This is a genomic window from Winogradskya consettensis, assembly GCF_018332715.1.
In the GTDB taxonomy this organism is placed as follows: Bacteria; Actinomycetota; Actinomycetes; order Mycobacteriales; family Micromonosporaceae; genus Actinoplanes; species Actinoplanes consettensis.
Genome location: NZ_BOQP01000042.1, coordinates 85,318 through 104,182, shown reverse-complemented (window position 1 = coordinate 104,182; position 18,865 = coordinate 85,318). Strand labels below are relative to the sequence as shown.

The window sequence follows — 18,865 nt, the reverse complement described above, 5'->3', positions numbered from 1 at the left end:
GAACTGTGGCCGCGCGGGTCCGTGGGTTGAAGCTCGGGGGAGCAGCCCCGTTGGGCTACTCCCCCGATCAAGCTATCGGCGCAGGCCGAGACGCTCGATGAGCGTCCGGTAGCGCGCGATGTCCTTCTTCTGAACGTAGTTCAGCAGGCGGCGGCGACGACCCACCAGAAGCAGCAGACCACGACGGCTGTGGTGGTCGTGCTTGTGCACCTTGAGGTGCTCGGTGAGGTCGGCGATCCGCTTGGTGAGCATCGCGACCTGAACCTCGGGAGAGCCGGTGTCGCCCTCCAGGGTCGCGTACTCAGTCATGATCTTGGTCTTGGTCTCTTGATCGAGCGCCATGTTCTCCGTGATTCTGTGTTGCCGATTGACTCGGGCGGCCGAGTGACTCGAATTGCACGAGTGACCCGGTTTCCTCGCGGCCCGCGGCGTCGGGCAGGCGGGCGAGACCCTGGATCGGATAAGCCGATCCGGTGTCAACCTTACCAGCCGATTAAGGCAGCAGCTCGCGGGTACGTTGCACGTCCTCGTTGATCTGGGTGATCAAGGGCTCGATGCCGGTATATGTCCGCTGCTCACGCAGGTGCGCCACGAAGTCGAGCTCGACCCGCTCGCCGTAAAGGTCACCGTCGAAGTCGAGAACATAGGCCTCGACCCGACGCTCAGTGCCGGAGAACGTCGGATTTGTCCCGATGGAAACCGAGGCCCGGTGCGACTCGGCACCCCGCCGCATCCAGGCCGCATAGACGCCGTCCGCGGGGATCGCCGCGTAGCGATGGCACATCAGGTTGGCCGTCGGGAAGCCCAGCTCCCTGCCACGCTGATCGCCCCGGACCACGACGCCGGCCAGATTGTGCGGGCGGCCGAGCGCGGCAGCGGCGGCGGCGACATCACCGGCGGCGATGCAGCTGCGGATGTAGGTGGAGGAGAAGACCAGCCCGTCAACGGTGACGAGCGGCGCCTCCTCGACGGTGTAGCCGAACGTGTTGCCGAGCTTCGCCAGCATCGCCAGGTCGCCGGCAGCCCTGTGCCCGAAGCGGAAGTTGTCCCCCTCGACGACCACCGCGGCATGCAGGGCCTCGACCAGGACGTCGTGCACGAACTCCTCGGGGCTCAGCCGCGAGAACTCCGGCGTGAACGGCACCACGCACAACGCGTCGACGCCCAGCTGCTCGATCAGCTCGGCATGCCGTGCCGGCTCGGTGAGCACCGCCGGGTGCGAACCCGGGCGCACCACCTCGGCCGGGTGCGGATCGAACGTGACCACGACGGACTGCAGGCCGAGATCGCGGGCCCGTTTCACGGCGTGCCCGATGATCGCCTGGTGCCCGCGGTGCACGCCGTCGTAGACGCCGATCGTCACCACGGACCGCCCGAAACCGCCCGGCACCGCCTCGTAGCCGCGCCACCGCTGCATCTCCGCGCCCTCCCCTGTGTGCCGACCGATTTCACCTGCGTCGACCAGGCGTAAGAGTATCGGTCTCCCGGAGTGCCTGAAACGCTACAGTTGATCCCGATATGAGAGTGGGCTTGAGCTATCTCGTCCCGATCGCTGCGGAGTGCATGTTCGCGGCTCTGTTCCTGCGGGCCGGACTCGGCTACCTGCGGCGACGCGACCCGTTGCAACGCGACGTCACTCTGATCTTCCTGCCGTGCACCCTCTGGTTCGCGGTCATCCTGCTCCAGCCGCTGGACATCGTGCCGCCACTGTGGGTGACCAGCATCACACTGGCCGTGCTGTTTGCGCAGTCCTACCTGACCGTACGGCTGGCGGCCCGGCTACGCGCTGTTCCGCGCTGGATGAACTGGGCGGCGCTGGCGGTTTTCGTCGGCACAGCGGCTCCGATCGTCGCCGTCTCAGGCGCGGTCGTCTACTGGCGCTGGACCCTTGCGTCCGCCGGCTTCGTGCTGATCGAGGTGGCCGCCGCCTGGTTGCTGTTCGGCAAGGCCCGGACCAGGACCGGCGCGAACCGGGCACGTCTGACCGCAGCCGCGGCGACCACGCTGCTGTTCGCCGCGATGATCTCCCTGCTCGGCGCGACTGCCATCATCCAGAAAGAGGACCAGTTCCTCGCGCCCTATCGCGCGCTCGGACTGATCTGCAGCATCGGTTACCTGATCGCCTTCGCCCCACCCCGCTGGCTGCGCCGGGCCTTCTCGGCCACCACCGCCCAGTCCGTCAGCGAACGTATGTTGCGGGCCCAGGTCGACTCCGCCGAGGAGGTCTGGCAGACCTACGCGGACATCATGCGCGTGCAGACCGGAGCGGACGCGGTTGCCGTACTGATGCCGCGCTCCGACGGTCTTCTCGCTCCGATCGCGTACGCGGGGCCCAGCATCCGTACCCCGGAAGAGCTCGGTTTTGACGATCTGACGCAGCTGATCCGCGCGGGTCAGCCCGCTCGGCTGCGTGAGGGCGGCGACGCGCTGGTCGAACACTACGGCGACGATCTGGGCGATGACTTCGTGACGTTGCTGAGCATGCCGGTGCCGCCGGACGCGGAAGGGGCGGTGCTGCTGTTCAACCGGCACCGGAGCCTGTTCAGCGACGACGACCTGCGGCTGTTCGCACTGCTCGGCGGGCAGGCCGGGATTCTCGCGGAGCGGATGTCCGTGGTGACCGCGCAGCGCCGGCTCGCGAACGAGCTGAGCAGTTCCGTGGAGGCGCTGACCCGGGCCAGCCAGGCGAAGAGCGCGTTCCTGGCGAACATGAGCCACGAGCTGCGTACACCTCTGAATGCGATCATCGGTTTCAGCGATCTGATGCGTCAGGAGGAGCCGGACGGTGACCGCCGCCTGGTCCCCGCGGACTGGGTCGAGCACATCCACACCAGCGGGCGGCACCTGCTCGGGCTGATCAACGACATTCTCGATCTGGCGAAGGTCGAGGCCGGGCGCCTGGAGCTGCGGCTGGCGCCGTTGCGCATCGACACGGCGGTGCAGGAGCTGCTCACCGGCCTGTCGCCGCTGCTCATCACGAAGTCGCTGACGGTGGTGACCGAGCTGTCGCCGGCCACCGCGAGTGCCGACCGGGTGCGGTTCCGGCAGATCGTGGAGAACCTGCTCTCGAACGCGATCAAGTTCACGCCGGAGGGCGGCCAGCTGACCGTCTCGACGGTTCGCGACGGCGAGAACGTCATCGTGACGGTCGCGGACGACGGTGTGGGCATCGCCGCCGAGGATCAGGAACGGGTCTTCGAGGAATTCCAGCAGGTCGGCGATCCGGACCGGCAGCGGGCGGGCACCGGGCTCGGGCTGGCACTGACAAAACGGCTGGTGGAGGCGCACGGCGGGGAGATCTCGCTGCGATCCGAGCTCGGCTACGGCAGTGCCTTCTCCGTACGCCTACCGGGCGCCGTCGTCGTCCAGTCCCTCACCTCCACCAGCTCGGGCGAGGGTGCCCGGGTGCTGCTGGTGGAGGACGACCCGCAGTCCGCCGAACTGTTGCAGACCCAGCTGGAGCACGCCGGATACCAGGTGGACGTGGCCGGGACGGGCGAAGCGGGCCTGACCGCAGCCGGCGCCCGCCCACCCGACGCGATCGTGCTCGACGTCGCGCTGCCCGGCATCGACGGCTTCGAGGTCATCCGGCGGCTCAAGGCCGACCGGCGCCTCGCCGACATCCCGGTCTTCTTCGCCACGATCATCGACGAGCGGCAGGCCGGGCTCGCGCTCGGCGCCCGCGACTACTTCGTGAAGCCGGTCGACCAGGCCGCCCTGCTCGGCGCGCTGGCCCGTTCGGTGGCCGCCCGCCCCGCCGCCCCGCGGGTGCTGGTCGTCGATCACGACGACACCATCCGGCAGGCGATCGAGGACGGCCTGCGGGCCGGCGGCGCCGACGTGGTGGCCGTGGCCGACGGGCACGACGGGCTGGCGATGAGCCGCGAGAGCCAGTTCGACCTGATCGTCTGCGACATGCAGTCCCCGGCCGTCGACGGCTTCAGCATGCTGGCGGCCATGGAGCAGGAGCCGTCGACCCGGCGGACCCCCGTGCTCGGGCTCGCGTCGACGGCGGGCGAGGCCTCCCTGGTCGCGACCGCGATGGCCGGCGGCATCGTCGCCGACGCGATGGCCGGGGGCGCCGGCTCCGAGAAGCTCGCTCCGCTGCTGGGCGTACGCGGTGCGGAAGACGTGGACGAGAAGGAGAGCCCGTGACGGCCGACAATCCCCGAATCCTGCTGGTCGAGGACGAGGAGCTGAACCGTACGCTGGTCAAGGCCGTCCTGGCCCGGGCCGCGATCGCCGCCGTACGCGACGCCGAGGTCCTGGACGCCTCCAGCCTCGGCGCGGCGCGCACCCAGCTGAGCAGCCAGGACGTCGACCTCGTCCTGCTCGACATGAACCTGCCCGATGGCAACGGCCTGTCCCTGGCGAGCGAGCTGGCCGCCGGCAAGGTCGGCGCGGGCCGCCGCAAGCCGAGCGTGGTCGCGGTGACGGCGAGCGTGCTGCCCCAGGACCGCGCGGCCGCCATCGAGGCGGGCTGCGACGGCTTCCTCGACAAGCCCTACGCCGCCGCGGACCTGGTCGCCGTCGTGGCCGAGCACCTGTCGAAGCGCTAGAACAACTTTTCGGCGAGCGCCGTCACTGCCCTGATCAGGGTGTCGCGGTGCCGGTTGACGCGTTCCGGGTCCGCCTTCACGTCGCGGATCTCGGGGGCCGTGGCGCTCCACGCCTGTGCCATCGACAGGGTCAGCATCAGGACGTCCATGGCGTACTCGGCGTCGACGTCGCGGGCCTCGGCGAGCTCTCCGGCCTTGGCCAGGTGTGCTGCGAGCTCGCCCGGGGACGCATTCGGGCGCTCCAGAGCCTTCCACTGGGTCAGTCGCACCAGACCTCGATCGGCGACGATCTGGTCGTACAGCGCGCCGATGTATCCGGGCAGGTCACCCGGGGTGAAGGGCACCAGCTCGGCCAGCACCTTGAGCCTGGCATCGAGGACCGCGTCGAAGAGCCCGTCCTTGGACCCGAAGTACGCGTAGATGGCCTGCTTGTTGGCCGCCGCCGCCGCTGAGATCCGGTCGACCCGCGCTCCGGCGAGACCGCGCTCGACGAACTCGTCGTAGGCGGCGTCCAGCAGTCGGGTTCTCGTCGCTGCGGAGTCGTATGCCACATCGTTGACTCTAAACCAACTACCTGGTTGACATGCCGGGGCATCGCGGCCTACCTTCAATCCAACCGGTTGGTTTATTTACCGCCGGTGGAAACGAACCACGACCGGGAGATCAGTCATGCCTCTGCTCACCACCCCTTTCACCGCGACATCGACCGCCATCGAGGTGCTGACCGGCGTCGACCTGGCGGGCCGCCGGGTCCTGATCACCGGGGGCGCCTCCGGAATCGGCTTCGAGACCGCGCTCGCCCTCGCAGGAGCCGGAGCGCACGTCACCATCGCGGCGCGCGACACCACCGCCGGCGAGAGCGCAGCCAAGGAGATCCGGACCCGCACCGGGAACGACGACGTCGACGTTCGGCACCTCGACCTGACCGACCTCCCCGGCGTCCGGGAGCTGGCCACATCGTGGGCGGGGCCGCTGGACATCCTCGTCAACAACGCGGGCGTCATGGCCCTGCCGGAGCTGCGGCGTAGCACCGAGGGCTGGGAGTTCCAGTTCGCGACCAACCACCTGGGGCACGCGGCACTGACGCTCGGGCTGCACGACGCGCTGCGGGAGTCCGGGTCGGCGCGGATCGTCTCGGTGTCATCGTCGGCGCATCTCATGGCGCCGGTCGACTTCGAGGACATCCACTTCCGCACCCGGGCGTACGAGGCGTGGACGGCCTATGGGCAGTCGAAGACCGCGAACATCCTGTTCAGCGTCGCGCTCGCGCAGCGGTGGGCCGCCGACGGGATCACCGCCAACGCGCTGCACCCGGGCGGGATCATGACGAACCTGCAGCGGCACCTCGACGATCAGCAGCTGACGTTCGTGGGAGCGAAGGACGAGACCGGCCGGACCCTCGAGGTGCCGCCCGGCTGGAAGACGCCGCAGCAGGGCGCCGCCACCTCGGCCCTGCTGGCGGGGTCACCGCTGGTCGCCGGGATCAGCGGGCGGTACTTCGACGATGCCAACGAGGCAGAGCCGGCGGCCGTCGCGCCGTACGCCCTCGACCCCGAGCTCGCCGACCGGCTCTGGATCGCCACAGCCGAGATGCTGAAGAACTGATCAGGCCGGGGCGAGCACGATCTCGGCGCGGGCCTTGCCGTCGCGCTCGGCGACGATCGCCAGGACGTTGCCGTCCGGGTCGAAGACGGCGTAGGGGCCCTCGATGCCCACCGGCTCGAGCGGGCCGCCGTGGCTGAGCGTGCGGGTCTCCTCCGGAGTCGCCTCGCGCTGCGGGAAGGTCTGGCGCGCAGCGTCGGCCATGGGGAGCGACACCACGTCCGGGGCGCGCTCCTCCAACTGCTCCAGAGTCGCTGCCTCGGCCAGGGTCAGATCCCCCACCGCCGTGCGCCGCAGCGCCGTGAGGTGGCCGCCGACGCCGAGCTTGGCTCCGAGGTCGCGGGCGATGGCCCGGATGTAGGTGCCGCTGGAGCAGGTGACGTCGACATCGACGTCGATCGCGTCGCCGGTGCGGCGGATGTCGAGCACGTCCTGGCGGAAGATCGTGACGCGGCGGGAGGCGAGCTCGACCTGCTCGCCGTCGCGGACCCGCTTGTACGCCCGCTGCCCGTTCACCTTGATCGCGCTGACGGCGCTGGGCACCTGGTCGATCTCGCCGGTGCGGGTGGCGAGCTCGGCCCGGATCGCCTCGTCGGTGACGTCACCGGTCGGGGCGGTCGAGGTCACGTCGCCCTCGGCGTCATCGGTGACCGTGGACTGTCCGAGCCGGATCGTGGCCGTGTAGCTCTTGCTGGAGCCGATGACGTACGTGAGGAGTTTGGTCGCCCGGTTGACCCCGATGATCAGCACGCCGGTGGCCATCGGGTCGAGGGTGCCCCCATGACCCACCCGCCGGGTCTTGGCGAGGCGCCGGATCCGGGCGACCACATCATGGGAGGTCATCCCGGCGGGCTTGTCCACAACGATGAGACCGTCGACGTTCACGGCTCCACCCAACCAGACGGCGCTCAGCGGGTCGCGCCCACCACCGCCCATCGGGTTCCGCGCCACCGTAGTAAGAGGGCCACGAGCCGGACGAGGGTGAACATCGCCAGGCCGGCCCAGATGCCGGGGAGGCCCCAGCTCAGGGCGTACGACAGCCAGATGAGCGGGAGGAAGCCACCCAGCGCGCCCACCAGGGTCATGGTGCGCAGGTAGCCGACGTCCCCGGCACCGATCATCACCCCGTCGAGGGCGTAGACCACGCCGGCGAACGGCAGCATCGCGACGAACCAGGGCCAGACGATCGCGGCCTGGTCGTGCACCGCCCGGTCCGCGGTGAACAGGCCGGGGATGATGCCGGCGCCGGCCGCGGCGAGGACCGCGAAGCAGACACCGGCGATCCCGCCGACGAGGGTGACCCGGCGGGCGACCTCCCGGGCGGCCGGTTCGTCACCGGCTCCGAGCGCGGCGCCGACCAGTGACTGGGCGGCGATCGCCACAGCGTCCAGGGCCAGCGCGGCGAAGAACCACAGTTGCAGGGCGATCTGGTGGGCACCGAGCGCGGCGACCCCGAAGCGTGCGGCGACGGCGGTGGCGGAGAGCCAGCACGCCTGGAAGGCCGCACCCCGGATGAGCAGGTCGCGGCCGAGGACCAACTGGTTCCCGATCACCGACGGTACGGGTCTCAGCGGCGCCCGTTCCGCGATGATCGCCCAGAGGAAGAGGCCACCGGTGATCGACTGCGCCGCGACGTTGGCGATGGCGGAACCGGTGAGCCCCCAGTCCGCCGCGTAGACGAGCACCGGGCAGAGCACCGCGGACAGGACGTTGGCGCCGAGCACGAAGTACAGCGGGCGGCGGGTGTCCTGGACCCCGCGCATCCAGCCGTTGCCGGCCGCGGCGAGCAGCAGGCCGGGGATGCCGAGAACCGCGATGCGCAGCCAGCCCGCGGCGGCGTGAGCGGCCTCGGGGTCGCTCGCGAGGGCTCGGGTCAGGGGACCGGCGAAGACCTGGGCGAGCAGAACCAGCACGACACCGGTGGTCAGGGCGAGCCAGGAGGCCTGCACACCCTCCTCGACCGCGGCGGTGCGGTCACCCGCGCCGAAGCGCCGGGCCGCCCGACCGGTCGTCCCGTAGGCCATCAGGGTGCCGAACCAGACGGCGAGCGACATCACCGTCCCGCCGACCGCGACGGCGGCGAGCGGCACGCTCCCGAGATGACCGACCACGGCCGTGTCGACGAGCACGTAGAGCGGCTCGGCGGCGAGCACGACCAGGGCGGGAAGGGCCAGGGCGGCGATGCGGCGGGTGAGGGAGCGGTCGATGACCACGGCGGGCGGGCTCATGAATTCTCATGATGCCCGCTGCGCCGTAAGGAGCGCAATGCACTCCAGCCAGTTACACCTCTACTGCCGGGTGTCCATCGACGTCTGCAGGGCACGGCGGAGCTGCTCGCGGGCCTCGTCGGCGGGCTGGGGCTTGGGCTTGGGCATGGCGGCCATGATGGCGGTCCTTCCACAGAAATCGGTCGGGGCGAGCGTCGCGTGGACCGGCCCGGGATCACCGGACGGGCGGTGCGGCAACGCGGGGAATCCCCATAGGTTGGCCCTCACTCATGGTCATGGTTGTGACCGTGCAAAAACCAAATCACCGTTCACCCAAGTTATCGTTAAGTCCCGCCCTTTGCGCAGCCCATCCCAGCCAACGGGACACAAAAACGCGAAAAGCCAGCCCGAAGGCTGGCTTTTCATTGACGTTAGTGCTGCTAGATAGATGTTTGCAGGGACAGCTGGTCACGCACAGTGGCCATTACATCACTCGGAGTTCCGTAACCTGTGAAACCGGCCGCTAACCGGTGACCGCCACCACGGAGAGCTACCGCGACGGCGCTGACGTCCACCGCACCCTTGCTCCGCAGCGACACCGCCCACTCGCCCTCGGCCACCTGCTTGACGACTACCGAGACGTCCGCCTCGGCTACGCAGCGCACGGGGTCGATCAGGGCGTCGAGCACATACGGCCGCTGCTCGTGCCTCGCCAGGTCATCGAGGGTCGCGTAGGTCCACACCAGGCCGAGCCCACCCGCGGCCTCGGGCTCCAGCTCGGCGCGTGCGAGCACATCGGCGAAGAGCTTCATGGCGCCGAAGGGCCGGCTGTCGAAGATGCGGCGGGAGATCTCGGCCGGACGCAATCCCGTCGCGATCAGCCGGGCGGCCATCTCGTGCACCCGCGGCGTGGTCATGTCGAACCGGAACGACCCGGTGTCGGTCGACAACGCGATGTAGAGACACTCGGCGATCTCACGGTCGAGCGGGATGTCGAGCCGGTCCAGCAACTGCTCCACGACCACGGAGGTCGCGGCGGCGTGCGGGTCGACCAGCTGCACCCCGCCGAAGCCGGTGTTGGAGGCGTGATGATCGAGAACGATGCTCTCGCGGGCGCGATCCAGCCGGTCGGCGAGCGCGCCCAGCCGCGACTCGGCAGCCACGTCGAAGATGATGAGCAGATCGGGGTCGGCCCAGGCCTCCCCCGCCGCGACGAGCAGGTCGAGACCGGGCATCGCCGCGAACGGCGCCGGGACCTCGAACTCACCGGGGAAGGTCGCCTGGATGTCCGCCACGCCCAGGCTGCGCAGCCCCAGCGCGAAGCCGAGCATGCTGCCGAGCGCGTCCCCGTCGGGGTTGACGTGACAGATGAGCAGCACACGGCCGCCCGGGGCCAGCTCGCGGACCATCCTGACGGCCGCGGACCACTCCGCGTCCGGGATGGCCGCGGGCAGCGCCCGGGCGACCGTGTCCGTCACCGTTTCTCCTCGGCGCCCACTCGCTCGTCGGCGTCCTCGTCCTCGTCGTCCGTCTCGGGCTTGTAGGGGTCGGCGTCACCGGCATACTTCTTGCCGGCGGCCAGCCGCTGCACCTCGGCATCGCGATGCCGGGCAGCCTCGAGCAGGTCGTCGATCTCCTTGACGTTGTCCAGGACGTTGTCCAGCACGAACGTGAGGCTCGGCGAGTGCCGCAGGCCCAGCGCGTGGCCGACCCTGGTTCGCAGCATGCCCTTGGCGCTGTCCAGCGCGGCCGCCGTCGAGGCCTGCTCGGTGGGGTCGCCGAGAACCGTGTAGTAGACGTGCGCGTCGCGCAGGTCTCCCGTGATCCGGGCGTCCGTGACGGTCAGCATGCCGAGCCGGGGGTCCTTGATCTCGCGTACCAGCGAGGCCACGAGCTCCTTGATCCGCTCCGCGTGCCGCCGCGCCTTGGCCGGGTCCGACATATCGCCACCTCCGACAACCTTGCCTGCGGGGCTGCACCAGCCCCGCCTAACCCTGGAAGCCTACCCATGCCCGAGCGGCGCCGAACGTCGCGCCTACCGGTCAATCCTCATCGGTGAACAGCCGGCGCTTCACCGAGAGAAGCTCGATCTCGGGCCGGCCCGCGATCTGGTTCTCGCAGGTGTCCATCACCGCCCTGGCCTGGGCCGCCTCGGCAGCGACCACGGCCACGCCGATCTCGGCCCGGCCCAGCAGGTCGTGCACGCCGACCTCCGCCACGCTGACCTCGAACTTGCGCAGCATGGCGATGATCGGCCGCACGTAGGAACGCTTCTGCTTGAGCGACTGGGAGTCACCGGGGAGCAGAAGATCGAATATCGCAGTCTCCGTATACATCAGCGAGCACGATACGCCCGCCGTATGACAAGATCAGCCCGATTTCCTCGCCACGACGACATCGCGCTCGATGCCCTGGTCGACGCGGTGGCTCAGCTCCTCGTAGGCGACCAGCTCGAGACCGTTGGCGAGCAGGATGTCCTCGGCCAGTTCGCGCTTGGCGACCTTGGTGTTCCAGGAGAGGCCGAGGGCTCCACCGGCACGCAGCAACGGCAGCCAGACCGGCAGCGCACGCTCCAGCAGGTCGAGCGGGCGGCGGTTGATGCCACCCTCGTCGTCGTAGCTGCCGTGCGCGACGCCGTACGGCAGATCCGCGACCAGCACGTCGGCACAGTTCGGCTTGAGCAGCCCGTCCAGGTGGGTGGTATCCGCGTTGAGCAGGGTCATCTTCTGCACGGAGCCGGCCTTGTGATCCTCCTTGCTGGCCGCGAGCGTGACCTCGAGGCGGCGGGCGGCGCGACGGCCCTGACGGCGTACCGGGACGAGATCCGCGGTGTGCTTGAGCCGCTTGCGCTTCAGCCAGGTCTGGAGGAACAGCTTGTACGCCTCCACGTCCTTGCCGTCGATCTCCACGCCCAGGGCGTCGTAGCCGTACATGAGGGCCTGGTTGAGCGTGGTTCCGCGGCCCGCCAGGGGGTCGCAGACGGTGAGCTGGGCGTCGAGCATGCGCGGCGCCGATGCGGACGCGAGCAGGGTCAGGTTGAGCAGGAGCTTGGTGAACTGCTCGTTGGTCTTGCCGGCGTACTTGGGGATGGTGATCAGGTCGCTGTCATAGCGGGCCAGCGGCTCCAGCGTGACCGGGCGCAGCAGATCCTCGTCGACCCGTTCGAACAGGGCGTAACCCGAGGACAGGTTCGAGAGGTACGCGACGTCCCGCGGGGCGAGGTCGCCCAGGAACGTGACGTAGCCGACGCCACCGATCGTGGTCTCCGCGACCTCGGTGAGCGGCGCCGAGAGGACCGGGGAGAACGCGGCCAGCTCCGCGCGGGAGAGGCGGCCGGCCTGGTCGGCGTAGACGCGGTTGGCGGAGGGTGCGAGCAGCAGGGCGTAGCGGGACATCCCCGTAGTAAAGACAACGGCCCCCGGTGCTTTCGCACCGGGGGCCGCACTGCCTTGCTGGGCGTTACTTGCTGGGCGTTACGCCCGCGGCTTCTCGCGCATCTCGAAGGTCTCGAAGATGTCGCCGATCTGCGGCGTGCCGAAGCCCGAGAACGTCACACCACACTCGAAGCCCTCGCGGACCTCCGTGGCGTCGTCCTTGAACCGGCGCAGCGAGTTGATCGTGACGTTCTCGCCAACCACGACGCCGTCGCGCAGAACGCGAGCCTTGGCGTTGCGCTTGATGAGACCCGACCGGACGATCGTACCGGCGATGAGACCGATCTTGGACGAGCGGAAGACCTCGCGGATCTCCGCCGTGCCCTGCTCGACCTCTTCGTACTCCGGCTTGAGCAGGCCCTTGAGCGCCGCCTCGATCTCCTCGATGGCCTGGTAGATCACGCTGTAGTAGCGGATCTCCACGCCGGCGCGGTCGGCGAGCTCCTTGACCTTGTTCGAGGCCCGGACGTTGAACCCGATGATCGTCGCCGTCTGGTCCGACGACGCCGAGGCCAGGTTGACGTCGCTCTCGGTGATCGCACCGACACCGCGGTGGATGACCTTGAGCTGGATCTCGTCCGGAATCTCGATCTTGAAGAGCGCGTCCTCGAGAGCCTCCACCGAACCGGAGGAGTCACCCTTGATGAGCAGGGTGAGCGAGGTCTTCTCGCCCTCCTTGAGCTGCTCCATGAGCGTCTCGAGAGTGGCCCGGCCACGCGAGTTGGCGAAGCTCGCCGCGCGGCGGCGTGCCTGCCGCTGCTCGGCGATCTGCCGCACCGTGCGGTCGTCCTCGGCGGCGAGGAACGTGTCGCCCGCGCCGGGAACCGAGGTGAGACCCAGGACCAGGACCGGACGAGCCGGCTCGGCCTCGGCCACGGTGTTGCCGTTCTCGTCGAGCATGGCCCGGACGCGACCGTGCGCGCCACCCGCCACGATCGAGTCGCCGGCCCGCAGCGTGCCCTTGTGCACCAGGACGGTGGCGACCGCACCGCGGCCCTTGTCGAGGTGCGACTCGACCACGACACCCTGTGCGGGGCCGTCGATCGGAGCCGTGAGCTCCAGCGACGCGTCGGCGGTCAGCAGAACCGCTTCGAGCAGCTCGTCGATGCCGATGCCAGGCTTGGCAGCGACGTTGACGAACATCGTGTCGCCGCCGTACTCCTCGGCGAGCAGGCCGTAGTCGGTGAGCTGCTGGCGCACCTTGTCGGGGTTCGCACCCGGCTTGTCGATCTTGTTGACCGCGACCACGATCGGGACCTCGGCGGCCTTCGCGTGGTTGAGGGCCTCGACCGTCTGCGGCATGACGCCGTCGTCGGCCGCGACCACCAGGATCACGATGTCCGTCGCCTGGGCGCCACGGGCACGCATGGCGGTGAACGCCTCGTGGCCCGGGGTGTCCAGGAACGTGATGGCCCGCTCGACGCCGTTGTGCTCGAAGCCGACCTGGTAGGCACCGATGTGCTGGGTGATGCCACCCGCCTCGCCGGCGACCACGTTGGTCTTGCGGATCGCGTCGAGCAGCTTCGTCTTACCGTGGTCGACGTGACCCATGACGGTCACGACCGGCGGACGGACGACGAGGCGATCCTCGGCCACAGCGGCATCGAGGTCGATGTTGAACTGCGCGAGCAGCTCACGGTCCTCGTCCTCGGGGCTGACGATCTGGACGTCGAAGCCCAGGTGCTCGCCGAGCAGCAGCAGCGTCTCGTCGGAGCACGACTGGGTAGCCGTCACCATCTCGCCCAGGTTGAACATCTCCTGGACCAGCGAACCGGGGTTCGCGTTGATCTTGTCGGCGAAGTCGGACAGCGAGGCGCCACGCGACAGCCGGATCTCCTGACCCGAACCGCGCGGAGCACCCGAGCTCATCTGCGGAGCCGACAGGTTGTCGAACTCTTGACGCCGCTGCTTCTTCGACTTGCGACCGCGTGTCGGCCGGCCACCGGGACGCCCGAAGGCACCCGCTGCACCGCCGCCACGGCCACGACCGCCGCCACCCGGACGTCCGGGAGCGCCGCCGACCGGGCCACCGCCACCGGGACGGAAACCGCCACCGGCACCAGCGCCACCGCCGCCACCGGGACCGCCGCGGTAGCCACCGCCACCGCCGCCGCCACCAGCGCCGCCGCGGTAACCGCCGCCACCGGCACCGGCACCTGCGCCGCCACCGGGACGGAAGCCGCCGCCGCCACCGGGACCGCCGGGACGACCGCCGCCGCCACCGGGACCGCCGGGACGACCGCCGCCACCCGGACCTGCCGGACGACCGGGGCGCTGCGACGGCATGGACGCCGGGCTGGGCCGCGGCGGCATGGAGGCAGGACTCGGCCGCGGCGGCATGCCGGGCTGGTTGGGCCGCGGCATGGACGCGGGAGAGGGACGGCCACCACCGGCACCGCCGGAGACGCCGAACGGGTTGTTACCCGGACCACGGGCCGGCGGACGCGGAGCGCCACCACCGGGAGCCGGACGGCCACCGGGAGCGGGCGCACCGGGAGCGGGACGCGTCGCGGCCGGGGAACCCGGACGCGGCGGAACCGAACCGGGACCCGGACCTGCCGGACGCGGACGGGTAGTGGGGTCGGCCGGGGGCAGCTGCGCCCGGCGCTCGGCGTCGCGGGTGCGGGCAGCCTGAGCTGCCTTGACCGCGGCTTCCTGCTCGGCCTTGAGGGCCGAGGCACGAGCCTCGGCGGCCGCGACCTCGATGTCGTGAGCGCTCGCCGGCTTGGCGACCGGGCCCGGCCTGGGACCGGGACGGCCGGGAACCGGCGGCTTGGGACCGGGCCGCACGGTGGCGCCCGGAGCGGGTGCCGGGGCCGCGGGCGCACTGGGCGCTCCCGGGACCGGCGCTGGCCGCGGCGGCTGAGGCCGCGCGGTCATCGGGTTGGCACGGGGGGCGCTGGGCGCGGGGGAACTCGCCGCCGGAGCAGCGGGCGCCGGAGCGCTGCTGTCCGCGTCGAGGGCTCCACGCAAACGCCGGGCCACAGGGGCCTCAACCGTGCTGGATGCGGATTTGACGAACTCGCCCATCTCCTTGAGCTTGGCGAGAACGGTCTTGCTGTCGACCCCGAGCTCCTTTGCGAGCTCGTGTACGCGGGCCTTGCCTGGCACTGCACTCCTCACTTTGAGGTCGTGCGAGCAGCAAGCACCCGCAGCGACCTCACTCGTGCACTAGAAGCCTGGTCATTTCAGGGACTTCATCGTGTGCTCATTGCGGTCGTCCTACCTTGCTGGGTCGTGACGAGGCGCCAACGCCTCGTCATCGGTCGTTCCACGCGGCATGACCGCGCGGATGTGCTCGGCAAGCAAGCCGGTGTCAGCAACACCGGTGAGACGCAACGCGCGCCCGAAGGCGCGTCGCCGCTCCGCTTGCGCAAAGCAGGCCGGCTCGGAGTGCACGTGTGCTCCCCGACCCGGCAATCGACGGTCCGGATCGGGCTGAAGCTGGAAAATGTCTCCTGCTTCGACCGCGATGAACCGCAGTAACTCCGTGGCCGGCGCGCGTAAGCGACAACCGATGCAGGTTCGCACCGGGCCAGCCGATGAAAAGTCTACTCCTCGCATGTCGGTCCCGCGTATCCGGTCAGCTTCCGGTCTCGGCGGCATCCCGCTCCGCGGCCGGCGCCGGCTCGTTGTCGGGCCGGATGTCGATGCGCCAGCCGGTCAGCCGGGCGGCGAGCCGAGCGTTCTGGCCCTCGCGCCCGATGGCCAGCGAGAGCTGGAAATCCGGGACGGTGACCCGAGCGGTCCGGGTGGCCGCGTCAACGACCTCCACCCGCAGTGCTTTCGCAGGTGAGAGCGCGTTTCCGACGAACTGCGCCGGGTCCTCGGAGTAGTCGATGATGTCGATCTTCTCGCCGTGCAGCTCGCTCATCACGGCGCGGACCCGCTGACCCATCGGGCCGATGCAGGCGCCCTTGGCGTTCACACCGGGGACCTTGGAGTGCACCGCGATCTTCGTACGGTGACCAGCCTCACGTGCGATCGCCGCGATCTCGACCGTGCCGTCGGCGATCTCGGGCACCTCGAGCGCGAAGAGCTTCTTCACCAGCGCCGGGTGCGAGCGCGAAAGAGTGATCTGCGGCCCGCGGAACCCCTTGGCGACGTGCACCACGATCGCGCGGATCCGCGACCCGTGGTCGTACGCCTCGCCGGGCACCTGCTCGGACTGCGGCAGCACCGCCTCGATCTTGCCCAGGTCGACGGTGACGATGCCCTTCTCGGCCCGCGCGGCGTCCGCCTGCACGATGCCGGTGATCAGGTCACCGTCGCGGCCTGCGTACTCACCGAAGTGGGCCTCGTCCGTCGCCTCCCGCAGCCGCTGCAGGATGACCTGCTTGGCGGTCATGGCGGCGATGCGGCCGAAGTCGTGCGGGGTGTCGTCCCACTCCCGGACCAGCGTGCCCTCGTCGTCGAGCTCCTGCGCGAAAACCTGTGCCGCGCCGTTCTTGCGGTCGATCTCCACCCGGGCGTGGGACTCGGATCCGTCCGTGTGCCGGTAGGCGGTCAGTAGTGCTGTCTCGATCGCCGCGAGGATCGTCTCGAACGGGATCTCCCGCTCGCGCTCCAGGGCGCGCAGCGCCGCGAGGTCGATGTTCACTTGTCCTCGCCCTCCCCATTCTCGTCATCTTCGTCGTCGTCATCTTCAAGATCGTCGTCGTCTTCGTCGTCCTCGTCGTCCGGGAAGACGGCCTCGTCGAGTCGTTTGAACTCGATCTGCACCTTGCCGGGACCGAGGTCCGCGAACGCCACCGGCCGGTCGCCGTCCAGCACGATGCCGTTGTCGTCGGCGGAGGTGACCCGGCCGGTCACCGACTTGCCCGCCACGGTGACCGTGACCAGGCGGCTCACGTTGCGCCGCCAGTGCCGGGGCAGGGTCAGCGGCCGGTCGATACCGGGCGATCCCACCTCGAGCTGGTATTCACCGGCGAGCACCTCGCCGCCGGCCTCCTCGGCCGCGTCGAGCGCGTTCGAGATCTCCCGGGACACCACCGCGACGTCGTCGAGGCTGATGCCCCCGTCGGCATCGACGAGCACCCGCACCACGTGCCGGCGGCCCGCCCGCGAAAGATTGACCTCTTCGAGGTCGTATCCCGCGGTGGCGATGACCGGCTCGATCACGGCACGGACCCGCGCACGGGCGGCCACCAGATCGATCCGTGGCGCCGTGGGCGCCTGAGTCTCGGGAGCGGCCTGATTGCCTCGCCCACCACCGGAGCGGCGATTCGTCGGCCGGGCACCGGCGCGACCACGCTGCGTCATCGGGCCCAACCCTTCTGCTTGAGTACGGCGGGTAGTGAACCGCCCGCCGGTCTATCACCGGCAACACCGGCACGCCACCGGGGCCAAATCCCCGGCAGCTGACGCAGAGCGTAACGCGCCACGCCAGGTGACCGGTTAGCGCCGCACCGAATCGACGCCACGCGCAGGTCAGCGAGCCCGGTTCGCTCGTGATGGTGTTGGATTGCCACGTGAGAAGACGTCAGGTTCTCGGCGCGGTCGCGGGCAGCGCCGGTCTCGCCGCTCTCACCGGCTGCGGGCTGTTCGGTTCCGACCCCGAGCCGGCCCCGCCACCGGACGCGCTGCAGCCCGTGCTGGACGAGGCGCTCACCCTGGCGGCCGCCTACGAACGAGCCGTCGTGGCCTCCCCCGATCTCGCCGCGCGCCTGTCGCCGATGGCGCTGGACCACCGGGCTCACGCGACCGAGCTGGCAAAGCTCATCGGTGCGACGCTGCCGTCGGGCGGTGCGTCGGGCCCGCCGACCGAGTCGGGCACCGACGCGCTCGCCGAGCTGCGCAAGGCCGAGCAGTCCGCGCTGAAGACCGCTACGGCGGCCTGCAAGGCCGCGCCGGGCGAGCGTGCCGCGCTGGTCGGATCGATCGCCGCGGCTCGGGCCGCCCATGCGGAGGCGCTGCGATGAGCGGCGAGATCGCGGCTGCGCTGGCGGCGGAAGAAGCGGCCATCTACGCGTACGGAATATTGGGCGTGAAACTGACCACCAAGGGTGACCTGACCGAGGCGCGGTCGTCCGAAGCGATCCACCGTGACCGGCGTGACGCCCTGGTCCTGACCCTCGCCGCACTGAAGGCGAGCACCGCCCCCGCCCCCGCCGGGTACGAGCTGCCGTTCGAGATCACCGACCGTGACACCGCCCTCAAGCTTGCGATCCAGGTCGAGGACGGCGTGGCGCAGGCCTGGCGGGCCGTGCTCCCGGTGACGCAGGACGGTGAGCGTGCGACGGCGTTGAGCGCGCTGACCGATGCCGCGGTCCGGGCGGCGCGCTGGCGGCGGCTCGGCAAGGTCAGCCCGGCGACCCTGGCCTGGCCGGGGAGACCCTGACCATGCCACCGGACGAGATCGATCTGGCCAACCCTCGCTGGCACCTGGCCGTGCGGCTGCGCGACGTCATCCTCAAACGCTGGTCCGCCGAGGTCCGGGCGGTCGGGGTCAACGGCTCGCTGGCCCACGGGGACGACACCACCAGCAGCGACGTCAACCTCGTCGTCGTGACCTACCGGGCGGGCGCCGGGCCGCGCGCCACCCGGCGGCGGGTCGACGGGATCCTGGCCGACCTGGTCGTCGTCACCGGGGACGAGGTGCTGCGGCGAGCCGCGGAGATCACCCCGCGCTGGCCGCTCGAGGCGGACAGCTGGCTGACCACCCGTGACCTCTACGACCCGCGGGGCTGGTTCGCCGACCTGCGCGAGGCGCACCTGGCCAAGCTCGCGTCGGCCCGGCCCGCCGAGTTCAGCACACCCGCCCGGAGCAACTGGTGCGTCGCGTCGGCCGCGCACGCCCGCGCCGAACGACTGGCCGAGTGGTACGAGACCGACACCGCGATGGTGCTGATGGCCGAGGCGCGCCTGCACACCGCGATGGTCGCGGGTCTGCTCGGCCGCACCCATTTCCGCAACCAGGCCGACGCTGTCCGGCGCAGCGGGCTGGCCGGCGCGGACATGACCGAGCTCGGCGCGACACTCAGGGCACAGGCGGACGAGCTCGCGGCCCGGGGCAGGCCCGTGGACGGCCCGCTCAGCGCCCTGTTCGAATAGCAACCCGATC

The 18,865-nt window shown here is 70.3% G+C and carries 20 protein-coding genes; 6 read left to right on the top strand and 14 right to left on the bottom strand.

Annotated features, from left to right (window positions below):
* Positions 1-72: 72 nt before the first annotated feature.
* A complete protein-coding gene (gene rpsO / locus Aco04nite_RS34945; protein WP_023561775.1) occupies positions 73-342 on the bottom strand; it encodes a 30S ribosomal protein S15 in 270 nt (89 codons plus the stop codon).
* A gap of 151 nt (positions 343-493) precedes the next feature.
* Positions 494-1,417 carry a bifunctional riboflavin kinase/FAD synthetase gene (locus Aco04nite_RS34940; protein ID WP_213001507.1) on the bottom strand — a complete coding sequence of 308 codons (924 nt, stop codon included), beginning with the start codon at positions 1,415-1,417 and terminating at the stop codon, positions 494-496.
* 107 nt (positions 1,418-1,524) lie between these two features.
* Between Aco04nite_RS34940 and Aco04nite_RS34935 the strand changes: the two genes are divergently transcribed.
* Both Aco04nite_RS34935 and Aco04nite_RS34930 read left to right on the top strand, forming a co-directional pair.
* The gene (locus tag Aco04nite_RS34935) at positions 1,525-4,155 is read left to right on the top strand and encodes a hybrid sensor histidine kinase/response regulator (protein WP_244876511.1); all 2,631 of its coding nucleotides are present in this window, start codon (positions 1,525-1,527) and stop codon (positions 4,153-4,155) included.
* Positions 4,152-4,559, top strand: a complete 408-nt coding sequence (locus tag Aco04nite_RS34930; RefSeq protein WP_203838675.1) for a response regulator — start codon at positions 4,152-4,154, stop codon at positions 4,557-4,559. Before Aco04nite_RS34935 ends, Aco04nite_RS34930 begins: the two co-directional genes overlap by 4 nt.
* Here the strand turns inward: Aco04nite_RS34930 and Aco04nite_RS34925 are convergent.
* A complete protein-coding gene (locus Aco04nite_RS34925) occupies positions 4,556-5,110 on the bottom strand; it encodes a TetR/AcrR family transcriptional regulator (RefSeq protein ID WP_213001505.1) in 555 nt (184 codons plus the stop codon). The genes Aco04nite_RS34930 and Aco04nite_RS34925 overlap by 4 nt on opposite strands.
* A gap of 118 nt (positions 5,111-5,228) precedes the next feature.
* Between Aco04nite_RS34925 and Aco04nite_RS34920 the strand changes: the two genes are divergently transcribed.
* Positions 5,229-6,164: an SDR family NAD(P)-dependent oxidoreductase gene (locus Aco04nite_RS34920; protein ID WP_213001504.1), complete on the top strand. Its 936-nt coding sequence runs from the start codon at positions 5,229-5,231 to the stop codon at positions 6,162-6,164.
* Here Aco04nite_RS34920 and truB read toward each other — a convergent pair whose 3' ends face one another.
* The 11 genes from truB to rimP all read right to left on the bottom strand — a co-directional run bounded on the left by truB (position 6,165) and on the right by rimP (position 17,064).
* Positions 6,165-7,097 carry a tRNA pseudouridine(55) synthase TruB gene (gene truB / locus Aco04nite_RS34915; protein WP_213001503.1) on the bottom strand — a complete coding sequence of 311 codons (933 nt, stop codon included), beginning with the start codon at positions 7,095-7,097 and terminating at the stop codon, positions 6,165-6,167.
* Positions 7,070-8,389, bottom strand: a complete 1,320-nt coding sequence (locus Aco04nite_RS34910) for an MATE family efflux transporter (protein WP_213001502.1) — start codon at positions 8,387-8,389, stop codon at positions 7,070-7,072. The genes truB and Aco04nite_RS34910 overlap by 28 nt, the downstream gene beginning before the upstream one ends.
* A 60-nt stretch (positions 8,390-8,449) precedes the next feature.
* On the bottom strand, positions 8,450-8,656 hold the full coding sequence (locus Aco04nite_RS34905; RefSeq protein WP_213001524.1) for a hypothetical protein: 207 nt from the start codon (positions 8,654-8,656) through the stop codon (positions 8,450-8,452).
* A 152-nt stretch (positions 8,657-8,808) separates the two neighbouring features.
* A complete protein-coding gene (locus Aco04nite_RS34900) occupies positions 8,809-9,846 on the bottom strand; it encodes a DHH family phosphoesterase (RefSeq protein ID WP_244876507.1) in 1,038 nt (345 codons plus the stop codon).
* On the bottom strand, positions 9,843-10,310 hold the full coding sequence (gene rbfA / locus Aco04nite_RS34895) for a 30S ribosome-binding factor RbfA (protein WP_203838672.1): 468 nt from the start codon (positions 10,308-10,310) through the stop codon (positions 9,843-9,845). Before rbfA ends, Aco04nite_RS34900 begins: the two co-directional genes overlap by 4 nt.
* Before the next feature lie 100 nt (positions 10,311-10,410).
* The gene (locus Aco04nite_RS34890; RefSeq protein WP_213001501.1) at positions 10,411-10,704 is read right to left on the bottom strand and encodes a DUF503 domain-containing protein; all 294 of its coding nucleotides are present in this window, start codon (positions 10,702-10,704) and stop codon (positions 10,411-10,413) included.
* 33 nt (positions 10,705-10,737) lie between these two features.
* Positions 10,738-11,763, bottom strand: coding sequence for a TRM11 family SAM-dependent methyltransferase (locus Aco04nite_RS34885; protein WP_213001500.1), 1,026 nt, complete (start codon positions 11,761-11,763; stop codon positions 10,738-10,740).
* Positions 11,764-11,841: 78 nt separating this feature from the next.
* Positions 11,842-14,913: a translation initiation factor IF-2 gene (infB, locus tag Aco04nite_RS34880; protein ID WP_213001499.1), complete on the bottom strand. Its 3,072-nt coding sequence runs from the start codon at positions 14,911-14,913 to the stop codon at positions 11,842-11,844.
* A gap of 111 nt (positions 14,914-15,024) precedes the next feature.
* Positions 15,025-15,366, bottom strand: coding sequence for a YlxR family protein (locus tag Aco04nite_RS34875; RefSeq protein ID WP_213001498.1), 342 nt, complete (start codon positions 15,364-15,366; stop codon positions 15,025-15,027).
* Positions 15,367-15,385: 19 nt separating this feature from the next.
* Complete coding sequence (nusA, locus tag Aco04nite_RS34870) at positions 15,386-16,402, bottom strand: transcription termination factor NusA (RefSeq protein WP_203838667.1); 1,017 nt, start codon at positions 16,400-16,402, stop codon at positions 15,386-15,388.
* Positions 16,399-17,064, bottom strand: a complete 666-nt coding sequence (rimP, locus tag Aco04nite_RS34865; RefSeq protein WP_213001497.1) for a ribosome maturation factor RimP — start codon at positions 17,062-17,064, stop codon at positions 16,399-16,401. Before rimP ends, nusA begins: the two co-directional genes overlap by 4 nt.
* Positions 17,065-17,273: 209 nt before the next feature.
* Between rimP and Aco04nite_RS34860 the strand changes: the two genes are divergently transcribed.
* Genes Aco04nite_RS34860 through Aco04nite_RS34850 form a run of 3 tightly spaced genes read left to right on the top strand, consistent with a single transcriptional unit; the run spans position 17,274 to position 18,855 of the window.
* Positions 17,274-17,723, top strand: coding sequence for a hypothetical protein (locus Aco04nite_RS34860; RefSeq protein ID WP_244876506.1), 450 nt, complete (start codon positions 17,274-17,276; stop codon positions 17,721-17,723).
* Positions 17,720-18,142 (top strand): DUF4439 domain-containing protein, encoded by a 423-nt coding sequence (locus Aco04nite_RS34855; protein ID WP_213001496.1) that lies wholly within the window; start codon positions 17,720-17,722, stop codon positions 18,140-18,142. Before Aco04nite_RS34860 ends, Aco04nite_RS34855 begins: the two co-directional genes overlap by 4 nt.
* 2 nt (positions 18,143-18,144) lie before the next feature.
* Complete coding sequence (locus Aco04nite_RS34850) at positions 18,145-18,855, top strand: nucleotidyltransferase domain-containing protein (protein WP_213001495.1); 711 nt, start codon at positions 18,145-18,147, stop codon at positions 18,853-18,855.
* Positions 18,856-18,865 lie beyond the last annotated feature (10 nt).